The sequence below is a fragment of the Pontibacter beigongshangensis genome (assembly GCF_014332515.1).
GTDB lineage: Bacteria > Bacteroidota > Bacteroidia > Cytophagales > Hymenobacteraceae > Pontibacter > Pontibacter beigongshangensis.
The window spans coordinates 82991-96863 of sequence record NZ_VFSD01000015.1; the positions used below are offsets into that span (position 1 = coordinate 82991).

General features: G+C 51.4%; 7 protein-coding genes. All 7 read right to left on the reverse strand.

Annotated features, from left to right (window positions below):
• Window positions 1-765: 765 nt before the first annotated feature.
• The 7 genes from FJM74_RS13275 to FJM74_RS13305 all read right to left on the reverse strand — a co-directional run bounded on the left by FJM74_RS13275 (window position 766) and on the right by FJM74_RS13305 (window position 13861).
• Window positions 766-2055 carry a glycoside hydrolase family 88/105 protein gene (locus tag FJM74_RS13275; RefSeq protein WP_241739138.1) on the reverse strand — a complete coding sequence of 430 codons (1290 nt, stop codon included), beginning with the start codon at window positions 2053-2055 and terminating at the stop codon, window positions 766-768.
• Between the two features lie 703 nt (window positions 2056-2758).
• Window positions 2759-5236 (reverse strand): glycoside hydrolase family 31 protein, encoded by a 2478-nt coding sequence (locus FJM74_RS13280; protein WP_187263097.1) that lies wholly within the window; start codon window positions 5234-5236, stop codon window positions 2759-2761.
• Between the two features lie 217 nt (window positions 5237-5453).
• On the reverse strand, window positions 5454-5786 hold the full coding sequence (locus FJM74_RS13285; RefSeq protein ID WP_187263098.1) for a DUF1801 domain-containing protein: 333 nt from the start codon (window positions 5784-5786) through the stop codon (window positions 5454-5456).
• Window positions 5787-6063: 277 nt separating this feature from the next.
• Complete coding sequence (locus tag FJM74_RS13290; RefSeq protein ID WP_187263099.1) at window positions 6064-6645, reverse strand: hypothetical protein; 582 nt, start codon at window positions 6643-6645, stop codon at window positions 6064-6066.
• A 203-nt stretch (window positions 6646-6848) separates the two neighbouring features.
• The gene (locus FJM74_RS22675) at window positions 6849-10259 is read right to left on the reverse strand and encodes a rhamnogalacturonan lyase family protein (protein WP_187263100.1); all 3411 of its coding nucleotides are present in this window, start codon (window positions 10257-10259) and stop codon (window positions 6849-6851) included.
• 709 nt (window positions 10260-10968) lie between these two features.
• Window positions 10969-12270 (reverse strand): pectate lyase family protein, encoded by a 1302-nt coding sequence (locus FJM74_RS13300; RefSeq protein ID WP_241739140.1) that lies wholly within the window; start codon window positions 12268-12270, stop codon window positions 10969-10971.
• A 394-nt stretch (window positions 12271-12664) separates the two neighbouring features.
• Window positions 12665-13861 carry a glycoside hydrolase family 88/105 protein gene (locus FJM74_RS13305; protein WP_187263101.1) on the reverse strand — a complete coding sequence of 399 codons (1197 nt, stop codon included), beginning with the start codon at window positions 13859-13861 and terminating at the stop codon, window positions 12665-12667.
• Between the last annotated feature and the right edge of the window lie 12 nt (window positions 13862-13873).

Sequence of the window (13873 nt, forward strand, 5' to 3'; positions counted from 1 at the left end):
TATATAGCTCTATTGTAAGCTGACTCAACTTACTAACATAAGTAAGGTCTAGCATCCTGTTGTATCCTGTTCATAAGCCCTTTATACCTGATCTTGAGCAAATATGAATATTAAGTATAATATTATGTTAATATAGCTTACTCTTCAAAGTGTCGTGATTAACGACAGCTGCAGGTTTCGTCCGGAGCATTTGTCTTATGCAGCAGGCTCCATATGGCTAGCCAGAATTTTCGGCGGCTGGTCTATACCACAGACAGCAACTACATTCCAGCTAGCATTGTAAGGTTAGATTGAGAAGAGGGTTTGCCGGAGCTTTGGAATTATGCTAATCAAAATGCCCCTCCAGACCACATTCCTGCCGCCGCCAATGGTTCGGCTGTTGATCCTGCAGGCAGCACTGGTTGTGGGGCCGCAGTTGGTAGAAAGAGACTGTTTATAGGCGTTGTTACAGAGGAGCGGTGGGTGCAGCAGTTGTAAAGTGATATTTTATAAAGAAGGCTCCAACATTCTTAGCTGCTGCCTGCCCCGGTGCCCTCATGCTGGAGTAGCCCTTGCCTTAGGTTCAAGCCCACAAGATCTTTGCAAGATGACAGAAAAAAAGTATTGATGAGAAGAGGTGGATGGGCGTAGGATGAAGCCTTTCAGCAGGAGCCGTAACAGGCAGAAGGGGATTTTGGTTAGAATAATCGGTTCTGAGGCCATAAATTATTCTAATCAAAATCCCCCTCCGGAGTCATTACTGCTGCTATAATTGCTGCTGCTAGTTTAATTTACCAGTGCCAGCGATTTTTTCAGCTTGATCACTTCTATGCCTGCATCTATCACAGAACCTGTACCGTGCTTCTCGTTGGGCCGGGCCGGGCGGGTGTAGTAGAAAACCAGGTCGTTGCGGATGCCGGTGCCTACGCAGATGTCTTTCACCTGGCCGTCTTCCCCGATCATCTCTTTCTTAAGTCCTTCCCAGCCGGTAAGGGCGATGGTGGCATAGCGCTTGTCGAGCCAGCCGTTGTTGATGGCTGCTGCCACGCCCTGCACAAACATGGCTGAGGCAGAAGTCTCGGCATAAGAGTCGTGCTTATCGAGGAGTTGGTGCCAGAGACCGTTCTGATCCTGGTAGCGCGAGAGGCCGATCAGCTGCTTTTCGAGGTTGTTGATGATGTCTTGTCGCTTGGGATGGTCCTTGGGGAGGTACTCCAGCAGGTGCACCTGCGCCAGCACGAGCCAGCCGTTGCTGCGGCCCCAGTGCGCCACACCGTTTTTCTTGGAGTCGGAGTAATAGCAGTGGTAGTAGAGGCCCTTGTCTTCGAGCCAGAGGTACTTGTCGAAATTGAGGATCTGGTTCACGGCATCGTCGAAGTACTTGCGGTCGCCGGTCATGTGGCCCATACGGGCCAGAAACGGCACGCTCATGTAGAGGTCATCGGCCCATAGCGTCATCTGCTGCGGAAACTTGCGCACCAGCGTCTTGTCGGCCAGCCGCTCCTGCCGCTCGGTTATGTGGCGGGCGGTGTTGTCGATGTACTCTTTGTATTCTTTGCGCTTCACGTTGCCGTACACCTCAATAATGCTGGCCCCCATGGCCCCGCAATCGTCAAGTTCCTCCATGGTCCAGAGTTGCCCGAAGGGGTAGGTGTGGTGCCGACGGTCGTTTTTGAAGCGCTTCTGGAAAAACTTGTAGTTGTCGAAGCCGAAGGCCACGTGTTTGGCTGCGAAGTCGGCGTATTTCTTGTCGCCTGTAAAGTCGGTCATGTTCATCATGGCCATGTTTATCACCCCGTTGGTGTAGTGCCACTCGCCGTACTTGCTGCTGAACTTCACTTCCACATCTTTTGGAATGGCGGCCGTGGTAGCATACACTTTGTTGTCCTTTTCGCCCACAAACTGAAAGCTGGCCTCGCTCAGAATAAAGTCGGCTACTTTCCGGATCACTTTTTCGTCTTCGGCGGTGTTGTATTGTGCCTGCTGGGCCTGCACCGAGAAGCCGCACGCAACTGCCAGCAAAGCCGTGGCGCACATGGCCTTCAGGGAGCTCGGCATGAATCGTATGTTTTTCATATGGATGGTGGAATTTTTATTTTTCTGTAGAATTCTGTCTGAATCAAGAATTTCAGGATGAAAGGATAAACAGGATTTTCATTGCTCTTTGCCATGTGATTCTTGCTCACCAGCCCCTTGCAGGATACAACAAAGAATAACCCTGTTTTCAATTAATAACTGCTGTTACGTACAGGTATTTCTCGCGCGCATCTGGAGACGAGCGCGAGAAGTAAAATTAACCGGATTAGTTAAAGCAGTTTATCGAACAAAAAGAGTCTGTAAATCACAGCGCATAACATTATTGCGCCAGCCACCATAAGGTTAACTATCAATGTCCTTTTACTTGATTTCCTGGCATTATAAAATACTCCTATATAAGATATCAACAAGCCCAACGATGCTCCGGCGTAATGAAGAAGCTTTTTGTCTGTAGTATATTTTATCGTTACCAAACTTGCCACTACTACTAAAAAACCGACCGCTATGCAGGTTGTTCCATGCTTTGACTTTGAGACATCCATAGGATTACAATTATGTTGCTTTAATATTTTTATGACTGCTGCTGCAATACTTTTAAGCTTTTCATCATTGGCAACTCATTTTGGATTCGACATTAGAAAACGTTACACCGCCAGCCACAAATTATTCTAACGAAATCGGCCCTCAGGAGGCTTCTTCTGTTCCTGCTGCACACCAGCAGCTTTCATTTTCTCTATAACTACTAATATGAAATGTTAAACGCGAGCTCCTCGTTGGCCACTTTCTTCGACTTTACCCACAGCAGCTTCGCCTCCTGGTCGTAGTACCAGCCTTCGGTGCCTGCCTCGGCAAATCCGGCGGCTGTGGTAGTAGCCAGGTTTTTGGAACCTGCCTGAATGCCGGTTGGCGCTTTGTCCTGGTGAATTTTCAGAATGTAGTTTCGGGTTGGCACCTGGTGTTTGCCTGCAGCGGCTCCTACTTTTATGGTGGTGCCGTTTGCGACGGTTTCGGCGCTAACGGTGGTGATGCTGAAATTGCCTTGCTTGTATTCCTCGCTCAGGCCGTCGTCCTCATAGAGATCAAAGGAAGATTTTCCTCCCGGGAAGATATCGAAGGTGATATCGCCCCAGGCTTTGCGGTCGTCGTACTGCACCTCGTCCTGCATCGGGATGATGGCGCCGGCTTTCACGAAGATCGGCAGCTGATCGAGCGGAGCCACAACGTTGTAATGCTTCTTGCCTGTAAACCGTTCGCCGGTCCAGTACTCCACCCACTCGCCTTCGGGCAGGTACACTACGCGGGTTTTGGCCTCTTTGGTAGTTACTGGACAAATGAGCATGTTGTCGCCGAACATGTACTGGTCATCCACAGCATACGTGTTCACATCATGCTGATTTTCCATCACCAGCGCCCGCATCAGTGGCACGCCGGTCTGGTAGGTTTTAAAGGCGCTGCTGTAGATGTAGGGAATCAGACGGTAGCGTAGTTTATCGTATTTGGTAAAGTTGGCCAGGGCTTCGTCGCCGTAGTTCCAGGGTTCTTTGTAGCCGGGGTGGTCCATGCCGAACACGTGCGCCACCGGGCTGAACATGCCAAACTGCACCCACCGGATATACAACTCCGGATCGGCCTTGTGCTCAAAACCGCCCATGTTGTGCGTCCAGTAGCTCACACCGGAGAGGCCCATGTTGATGCCTGCCTTCATAACAGGCCCAAAGTACTGCCACTCACTCGGCCAGTCACCTGCCCAGATAAAGGGGTAGCGCTGAATGCCGGCATAGCCTTCGCGGGTGTGGTTCATGCCGCGCATGTTGTTGTACTTGCTGAAGCGCTCGTACGGAGCCTTGGCGTACATCAGCGGGAAAATGTTGTGCAGGCGCTGTGCCCGTTCGCCGACCGGTCCTACTTTTACGTTGTCGTTGGGCACTCTGCCAAAGGCACTACCCTCATCGGTTTTCAGGAATTTGGCCCCTATCGAGGCGATGCGCATCACAGCATTATCCCACCACCAATCGATGGCTTTCTCGTCGAAGAAGTTCACGAACTCGCCCGGCTTGTTTTCATCGGGGTACACCATCCCCTGTTCGCGGGCCTGGTCGAGCAGGTTCAGTTGGGTACCGTTGTCGAAGCGGCTGCGAATGTGCAGGCCTACCATGTTCAGGTTCATGGCGTAGAGCTGGTCGAACATGCCTTTCGGATCTTTCATGGTTTCGCGCCACTCGTAAGAGGTAGCGCCGTTGCCCCCGCTCTTGCCAAACATGCGCCAGGTAGAGTCCAGGTGCAGAATATCAACGGGGATGCCCATGGCTCTGTATTTGCGGGCCAGCTCCACCACGTAGTCGGTAGACGAATGTTCGGTATGCCCCCAGGTGCCGCCGCTGTAGGTGCCCACGTGCAGGCCATGCGCAAAGCGCGGCAACAGCGGGGCTTTGCCGGTCAGGTTGGTGTAATGGTTCAGGATGGCCGGGAAGTTGGGGCCATAGATAAAGTAGTAGTCGAGTTCGCCATTGGCCGCCTCAAAGGCATAGGAGTCGGAGCGGGAGTTGCCCATGTCCCAGCGGGTGGCGTAGGGGTTGTGCAGGAAAATGCCGTAGCCGCGCGTGCTCATAAAAAAGGGCACCGGCGCATAGTTGGCCTCCATTATGTTGTAGGCGCCGATTATATGCGGCCTTTTGGTGCCTCGGCCCACGTTCAGGTTTACTTCTTTACCCAGTTGGTCAGTAAAGTCCATGCGCTCGCCAAAGCCGAAAAAGTGCTCGTCTGGCATCAGTTTTTTGCGCGTGCCCACTACCTTATCGGCTTTGTAAGCACCTCCAGCCGCTTCTGCCACCACTTCTGAAGAAAGCAGGTCTCCTTCCCTGTTAAATATCTCGATGCTGTAAGGCGACTTGTTCAATCGCACCAGCAGCTTATCGGTGCTGAGTTCAAAGTATTTCGATTTCTTTTTTACCTCCACCTTAATCGGTGCCCAGTTGGTACCTGTCAGCATATACGATTCTTCGTTCTCGAACGCTCCGCTCCAGGTGGTCCGCACCCGGATCATGTCGGCAGTGCAGAACTCCAGCATCACCTTGGCCTTGTCGGTAGAGAAGGTGAAGGTGTTTTGCTGCTGGTTAAGTTTGGAGTTGATCTTACCGGCATCCGACTGCTGCGCCTGGCTGAACAGCGGCAACGACAAAAGGAAGAATAGAAAGGCAATAGGATGGAGTTTGGTATTCATTCTTTTCAGAGGAAGTGTTTTCAGGAATAGCAGTTACAACACCAATGCTGCAACCGCACAAATGCTTGTTAATCCAAATATAGATACCTATCTGAAAAGGCGCATCCTGCTATATCCTGTGGAGGGGAGGATTGGGAGCTAAGCAGATTATGTTTCCCAGTTAATGGCGCAAGCGAGGACACCCGCGCCATTGTAATTTAATTTTTCTTTCCTGCTATTACCCTGCCGCTGTTTTAAACCACTCCCGGAGCAATTCGCTGTCGATGTCGTTCGTGCTTTTGAGCTTGATATGCCGCATCCCTTTGCCCGTACCTTCCAGTCGGTTTTGCTCGTCGTTGAGCTTTTCGAAGTCGAAGAAGCCCAAGGTTACGTAGGCTTTGGCTGTTTTGAGGTAGGTAAAGTCTTTGCCTGCTCTAAACACCGGCCGGCTCCATTTAAACTCTTCTGTTACACCGGCCACACTGTCGTGTATCAGTTGCCGAAGCGTCTCCATCAGCTGTTTCTGTTCTGCCGGGGCCTGGTTGATGTAGTCTGTTACCTGAGGGTTCATGTGCTATAGCTAGAATTAATATGAGGTTGGTGCAATGTACTAAGACTCCCTCTATTGTCATACCAGAAGCTATCAGGTCAGGTATAGGTCATATTGGACACTACAAACCACGAATTATCTGGTTTCTAAGGAAGCAAGTAGGGCTTATCGTTAGGCAACCTATTAGTCAGAAATTCTGGATATAGGTGAACACTACACCCGGAAAGGGGTCATAACGGTTTGCCTAATAAGGTGTGCGAGGCGGAGCCGAAGTGTAACTTATAGGTAGGGTTAGGGGTTAGTAGTTTTGTTGTTCTCTTTGTGACTTCTTTTCTTCATTATACTTTTCCAATTCTAGTTCTAAATCTCCAATTGGCTTGTATATAATGCTGATGTGGTCAGAACTTAACTCACTTTCTGGAACAAAAGCCGCACTTACCGTAAAATTTTCAGTTTCCCAAATTGCTTGTCTGTGCTCAGTGTCAGGGTCTTTATGGTTTTCTATGGGTTGCCCGTATTCAAGCTCTAACTTTTCTAAAATTTCAGAATATTCTTTAGTAGATATTTCTTCATTTTGCTCGTAACCCAATGCCTGCCCAAAAAAGATTCTAAAACTGTCAAGTCTATCGGTATAGAATATTGGTTCGAGTATACCGTCCCTTTTTATCACATTGCACTTATAAATAAGAACCCTTTTATGCTCGTAGGGTTCTTTAATAATTTTCTCTTGAAGAACACCTTCCTTTAGATATTTACTGATTAAATGGTTGTATTCATAATAAGGCATGCCTAACTTAAAGTCTAGAAAGCTTATTTTCTGATTGTCGATTCTACTACAACCAAAGACCAGAAATAGAGTTAAACAGATGAGCTTTTTCAATTTAATTTCTTTTACCCCTAACGGTAGTATAACAGTAATAAACCTACGGTTTATTGTCTATTTTAACATATAACCATAATCAAACTAACGAATATACTATATATAAACTATTTTATACAAGCCAACTAAAGTTATTATACTCTCCACAAAACAAAAGAGGCAGGCCACTACTAGGGGCCTGCCTCTTTTGTTATTCAGAAAATTTACTGCTTCACCAGGCGCTTTACAAGGCGGTGGCTGGAGGTTTGCAGCACGCACAGGTACACGCCTGCGGCCAGTTGGCTGAACTGCGGGTCGTCTGCGCTGAGCTGCAGGTGGTGGGTTCCGGCTGCCATGGTGGCATTTACCACTTGCTGCACCTTACGGCCTTGCAGTTGGTCGTAGATGGTGAGCGTTACCTCTTCCTGCTTGTCGAGGGTAAAGGTCAGGTTCAGCTTGTCTTTGGCCGGGTTCGGGTAGATCTGGAACATGCCTTCTTTGGCTGCTTCGGTGGCAGTGCTGGTAACAGTATTGTTGTAAAGCTCCACAATCTCCGCCTGCGACAGGCTGTAGTTAAAGAGCTTAAACTCATCGAGCATGCCTTTAAATGGCGAGTCGAGGTTACCGGTGTTGGCAATTATCAGCGGGTCGGTTTGGCCGATGCCGTTGTTGGTGTTGTCGTTCACCTCATGCGCCAGCACCCCGTTGCGGTACAGGCGCAGCTTTTTAGCCTCCACATCGCGCACCGTTACCACATGCACCCACTCGTTGGTAAAGAAGGTGGCATTGTCGGTGCCTACTTCGGTTTTCGTAACATCATCGTCAACGGCAAAGCGGATCAGGTTGTCTTTCACTTCCAGGCCAAACCATTTCCCGGTAGCTCCTGTGCCCTCGTTGCGGGCAAAGGTGCCTTTGTGGAACAGGTAAGCATTTGCTGGTTGCGTAGGTGCTTTCATCCAAAGCGACACCGTAAAGGAGTTGGTATCGAAAAACAGGTGTTGCTGATGCGGTACCTGCACATGGCTGTTAGTCTCGGCATTGGCCAGGTCGATGGCATTGCCTGCACGGCCCGCTACCCAGGCGTGGTTTGTCATGTTTTTTACCTCGCCGTGGTTGGCAAACTCACTGTCGTCGGTTACCACATTGCCGCTGGTGGCATCAAAACGCCAGTCGCCCCGGATGCCGGTCTGGTTCAGTTCCTTTGTAGAGAAAGACCATACAGACCCGGCAGTGGTGGCTACCTCGTTAACGGCATCCACGCGCCAGAAGTAAGTTGTGTTTTCAGCCACGGTTATTACAGCAGAGGCTGTAGTGGCAACATCTTCCAGGTGCTCCAGGCTCTCGGCAGTTGTGCCAAAGTAAACTTTGTAGGTTTCAGTGTTGTCGCTTCCGGACCAGCGCAAGGTCAGTTTATCGGATTCGGCGTACTCGGCACCATTGACAGGCGAGGGGTTAGAAGTGGCAGCAGGAGGCGTAGGCTTTGCCGGTGTCGAAATAGCGACTGGCAGGCTGTAAGCGGAGTGCTCTTCAGCATTGGTGGCCTGCAGGCGATAGTAATACTTTGTGGTCGGCTCCAGGTCCTTGTCCAGGTAAGCGGTTGCGTTGGCCTCTAAGGTAGCCACCAGTGTGTACGTTTCATCGTCAGCAGAGCGGTACACCAATATGTTAGTCTCGTTTTCGGCATTATCCTGCCACGAAAGCTGTATGGTTTCGAATGTCACCTTCGTAGCTCCGATATGCGATGGCGGCAGTATGCTGTTGGTGTTCTCTGGCACCCCGGTAGTTCCAGCCAGCCTTATGTCTGGTTGCTGCGGCAGGTTCATGCCATCGCCCAGGAAGTAGCTAACATGCGGTGGCTGGTTATAACCTACGTTTTGCCAGGCTATGGCCACCCGGTACTGAGGGTTGTGCATGTGTGTATAGATGCGGTACTTGGTCGGGATGGTGGTCGTATAAATTCGAAGGCTGGTATTGCTCTCGTCGCGCAAAATCACTTCTTCGCGCCAGTCGCCAAACAGGTCGGCCTGCAGGTTGGGCGTGGCTTTAGTGCTGTTGTTAGAGGCTGCCCCAGTGGCTGTGAGCAAACGACCTGCACCATATTTGTCGATCCGGTTATCGTTCAGCAGCTCGCGGAGCAGATCGCCGTCCCACCAGATGGCAAAGTTGTTGGAGGGCGGATTGCTGGTAGAGATCACTTCTCCTTTCGCGTTGCGGATACCACCAAAGCCCCAGGCTTCTGCGCCTCTGTGCGCTGCCGAAATATCGGCGGCCACCCCGCGGCCAACGTCGGCGTTTGCGGTTTTCCAGAGTATCTCGCCGGTGCGGGCATCCCACATGGAGGCGCCTGGCGTACTGGGGGTTTCGTGAATGGAGTAGACTTCCAGGCCGGGGCGGTCCGGATCGAGGTCAGATACGTGCTGGGCATCGCCATGGCCATGCCTTGTAGAATATAGGCCGGTGCCATCGTGGTCAACGGCCATTGCCCCGTATATCACTTCGTCTTTGCCGTCGCCGTCTACGTCGGCAATGCTGAGGCTGTGGTTACCCTGCCCGGCATAGGCGCTGTTGCCGGGGGTGTTGCTGTCAAACATCCAGCGTTGCGTCAGCTCACCATTGCGCCAGTCCCAGGCCACGAGCACAGAGCGGGTGTAGTAGCCACGCGTCATGAGGATGCTTGGTTTCTCACCATCAAAATAGCCCACGCCAGCCAGAAAGCGGTCTACCCGGTTGCCATAGTTGTCGCCCCACGCCGACACAGAGCCTCTGCCCGGCAGGTAGTTGGTGGTGGCCATGGCGGCTCCGGTCTCCCCGTTGAATACTGTCAGGAATTCGGGGCCAGTTAAGATGTAGCCATCCGAGTTACGATAATCTGCGGTGGCGTTTCCGATTACCGTACCTGCCGCGTCTATGGTGCCATCGGCGGTCTTGCACACAACTTCTGCCTTGCCATCGCTGTCGAAATCATATACCAGGAACTGCGTGTAGTGCGCGCCTGCCCGAATGTTCCAGCCCAGATCGATACGCCACAGGTGCGTACCGTTCATTTTATAGGCATCCAGAAACACTTTGCCTGTGTGGCCCTTCTGTGAGTTGTCTTTGGAGTTAGAGGGGTCCCACTTCACAATAAGCTCGTACTCGCCATCACCATCCAGGTCGCCTACCGATACGTCGTTAGGCGAGTAGGTATAGCTGCTGCCATTCACAGTGCCTCCTTCGGGGCGCTGCAGCGGCACGCTCATATACGCGCCAGCCCAGGCAGTTACCGCCTCCGACGAAGCCTGCTCTTCGCCTTTTATCACAGCCCGCACGTGGTAGGCTCCGTTTGCCGAGGTGTTGTCCACATAATTCGTGGACATGGTCAAGGGCTCGGCGTTCAGTTTTGTCTCGCCGCGGTACACGTTAAACGCTACGTTGGCCGGGTCGGTGCCCAGCATGCGCCAGCTCACAAACACGGCATTGGCATCGGTTCTGACTGCCACCACGCCGCGGTTCAGTTCTTCCATGTAGCGTTTCTGGGCGTAGCCCGCCTGCGCCAGCAGGAGCAGCGATACCAGCAGAAAAGAAGCAAAGCCCCAGAGCACGTGGGTCTGTTTGCTTCCTGCTCCCAGTAAATTTTTAGAGTCGATTTTTCTCATGCTTTATAGTGGTTATAAGTTTGTTGAATTGGAAATACTGGCACTATCAGTAAAAATTATTCTAATGAAAAAGCCCCTCCGGAGCTCATCTTGTAAGGAAAAATAAGGCCTCTATTTCCCGGATTTTGCGCTGGTGCGAGCTGGCAGCCCGTACTTTCCTATCAAGCCTTGCCAGGAGGGGCCAAAACAGCTTGTGATAGATCAATTCTTTTATGCTGTAGCCGTAAGGAACATTTGGTACGAGTTGCCAGCGCGCACCTGCGACCTGCTTTTCCCTACAAGATAAGCTCCGGAGGCTTTTGAAAGACACAGGACTCTTCTAAAGTCTAAGAGTTAAGGGCTGCAATGCGTTTGGTGGTTCCTCTTCAAAATTCCAGGTCAACCATTTAGCCATTCAACAACAAACAACCAGCAATCAGCAATTATTCTAATGAATTTGGCCCTCCGGAGGCTTTTGTAAGACACAGGGCGCAGGACATAAGCCACCAGACTTTTTTGTCAGAATCTTTCTAAAGAACCCTACCCCAACAATTTGCCGAGTCAGAGCATATTAAGAATAATGGAGTCCTGATGGTACCTGAAAATGGATGGTTCCGTCACTCTAAGCCAATCAAACCATTTCCGAATCTTCAAACTGGAAAATCAGCACATTAACCAGCCAAATTATTCTAATAAAAATAGCCCTCCGGAGATCCTGCTGTTGCTGCTTCTAAACGGCGTCTTTTCCGGTGAGGCTGTTAAGGTATTTCTCGAGGTTGGAGTAGCCGTCTTTGTTGATGATTTGGCCGTCGTTCGGATCTTTGGGGTTCAGCTTGTTTTTCTTTTCCCAGGCATCGGGCATGCCGTCGCCATCTGAGTCTGCCAAAGCTTTGCCACCTTTGACCACACCTGGTCCTGCCATGGGCAGGCTCATTTCGTCGCTGATGGTTTTGCCTTTGGTGCCGAGCGATTTCAACTCCTCTATCAGAAACTTGTCTACTTCATCGCGCTGCAACGAGGCGCCTACTCCGGCAATAACTCTGTCGTATGCCTGCTGCGGTGTGAGCGTTGTAACCTTCGGGAAGTCGAAAGGAGCCTCTTTCCAGGTCACGGGGCCGTAGTCGGCTGTCGCGACAGCCGCCCCGTCGAGCTTGCCGTTTACATTGGCATCGTAGTAGTTGTCTTTGGCGTAGAGGTGGAAGGTTTCGGTTGCCCTGGAGAATGGCGGGTTGGACTTGGTGCCGGGGCCGCTGATAAAGTAGTTTCCTTCTATGTTTGCGTCGGAGCGACCGGCTGAACCACCCAGAATATAGCCGCCCACTTCCCAGTTATAGATCACATTGTTCACGAACTGATTAACACCTTTTACCTTCGGGTTGCGGGTGTGGTTGTCGATGTAAAGGCAGCGCAGAATAGAAACACCGCCCTTCGATTGCACCAGGCCACCTGTAGAGTGCGTGTGCAGGCCCTGGCTGATGATGGAGTTCTGCAGCGTTACATCACTCACGTCGCCGTTCAGATCAAAGGTGCCGTCTCGCCCCCACGACACCGACACATGGTCAAAGATCATGTCGTGGCCGGAGGCAATGGCGATAGCGTCTTTGCCGGTGTCGCCCACTTTACCCATCCGGATACGGATGTAGCGGGTAATGGAATTGTTGGCGTTGGAGTACGAGAGGCCGTTGCCATAAATGGTTATGCCGTCGCCCGGAGCCGTCTGGCCGGCAATGGTAACATCAGAAGAGACAATGATGCGTTCCTTTATCCGGATCACGCCGCCCACCTCAAACACCACCGTTCGGTTCGGTTTGCTCACCGCATCGCGAAAAGAGCCGGGGCCACTGTCGTTCAGGTTCGTGACGCGGTAGACCTCTCCTCCCCTGCCGCCTGTGGCAAACCGGCCAAAGCCCTCTGCCCCCGGAAACGCCAGTTGCTGCGCCGCCAACTCCTGCGAAAAGAAGATGGCAGATGAGAGCAAGGCGGCACGTGCCAGGGTTCCGAACTTACTGGTGAAGTAGTTTTTCTGTATCATACTTTCTGATGTTTTTGATGGTTAAACTGGTTTCGGGCAACAGGAAACACGGCAGCGCCCCAACCTGAGCTATTGTTGGTTATTTCTAATTATAATTCTTCCCTGTTTCTCTATGTAGCCTTCCATTTGCCTTGAGCTCATCTTACAGGAAAAGTGAATAGTCCGGTACAAGGCAATCTACGCTGGTGCGGGCTTGTAGCTCGCGCCAGCGGATACAAACACACGCCAGCAGATAATTATCATAAAACGGCCCTTCGATAGAGGCTTTAAGTAGCAGCACCATCAGGAGCAGAAAAGGTCTCTGAGGGGCTGTTTTGATTAGAATAATTCATTCTTTAAGAACATAAGTATCAAGATACAGGATCTATGTCAGATGTCCTGTGTCTATAAAACTCTATTTATTCAGTTCCAGGCTTGCCAGCACAAAGGGGCCGGTTCCTTTCGGGTCGTCGGTGCGGATTTTCTCGTTCACGTAGTACTCATAAGAGCCATCTCTGCCTGCACCCAAGCCAGCCACGGCGCATACCTGTGTCAGGTTTACTTCGCCATCCGGCTGCACTTTTATCAGGTGGCCGGTGAGGCCCTTAAAGCCTTTCTCAGCTGCCTGCCGGAAACTTTTGTTAATATAGCCCTGATTAGCTCCTTTTGCCAGCGCGTACACAAACATGCTGGAGGCAGAGGCTTCGAGGTAATTGCCTTCGCGGCTTCCCTGGTCCACTACCTGGTACCAGAGCCCGGTTTTGGCATCCTGGTACTTTTGCAGGGCGGGCGCCATGCGCTGCAGTATGCCGATCACATCGTTGCGTTTCGGGTGGTCCTGTGGCAGGAAATCGAGCACATCTACAATGGCCATGGCATACCAGCCCATGGCCCGGCCCCAGAAGTGCGGCGACCTGCCTGTTTGCGGATCGGCCCAGGGTTGCAGTCGGCTCTCGTCCCAGCCGTGGTAGAGCAGGCCGGTGTTGGCATCGCGGAGGTGTTTTTCCATCAGCATCAGCTGGTTGGCCACATCATCAAAAGCTGTTTTGTCACCAAAGGTTTTGCCGTACTGCGCCAGGAACGGGGAACCCATGTAGGCCCCGTCGAGCCACAGTTGCCAGGGGTAGCGCAGCTTGTGCCAGTAGCCGCCTTCGGTGGTGCGGGGCTGCCACTTCATCTGGTGGCGTAGCGTTTCGATGGCGATTTTGTATTTTTCTTCTTTCGTTACCTCGTACAGGTTAAACAGAATCTTGCCGGAGTTCATCATGTCGATGTTGAAGTTGGTGGCATCGTAGGTTTTGATGTTTCCTTTCTCATCGATCAGTTTATCGGCATAGGCTTTTATGTAGTTGAAGTAGTGTTGGTTCTTCTTCTGATCTTGTCGCCATATTTTCTCGAACCCGTGCAGCACCAGCCCATGCGGGTAGCTCCACACCGGCTGCTTCGAAAACTCGATCATCCAGGGCTCCGGGTTGTTTTTCATTATCGACTGCGCCATCCGCTCCGACCATTTCAGGTTAGTTGCGATTTTACCCGTGTTTGGCTGGGCGTGGGAGAATCCTGCCGTTACCAGCAGCAGAAACAGCAGAAGGAGGTTGTTTTTGTTTAGCATTATGTATCTGTT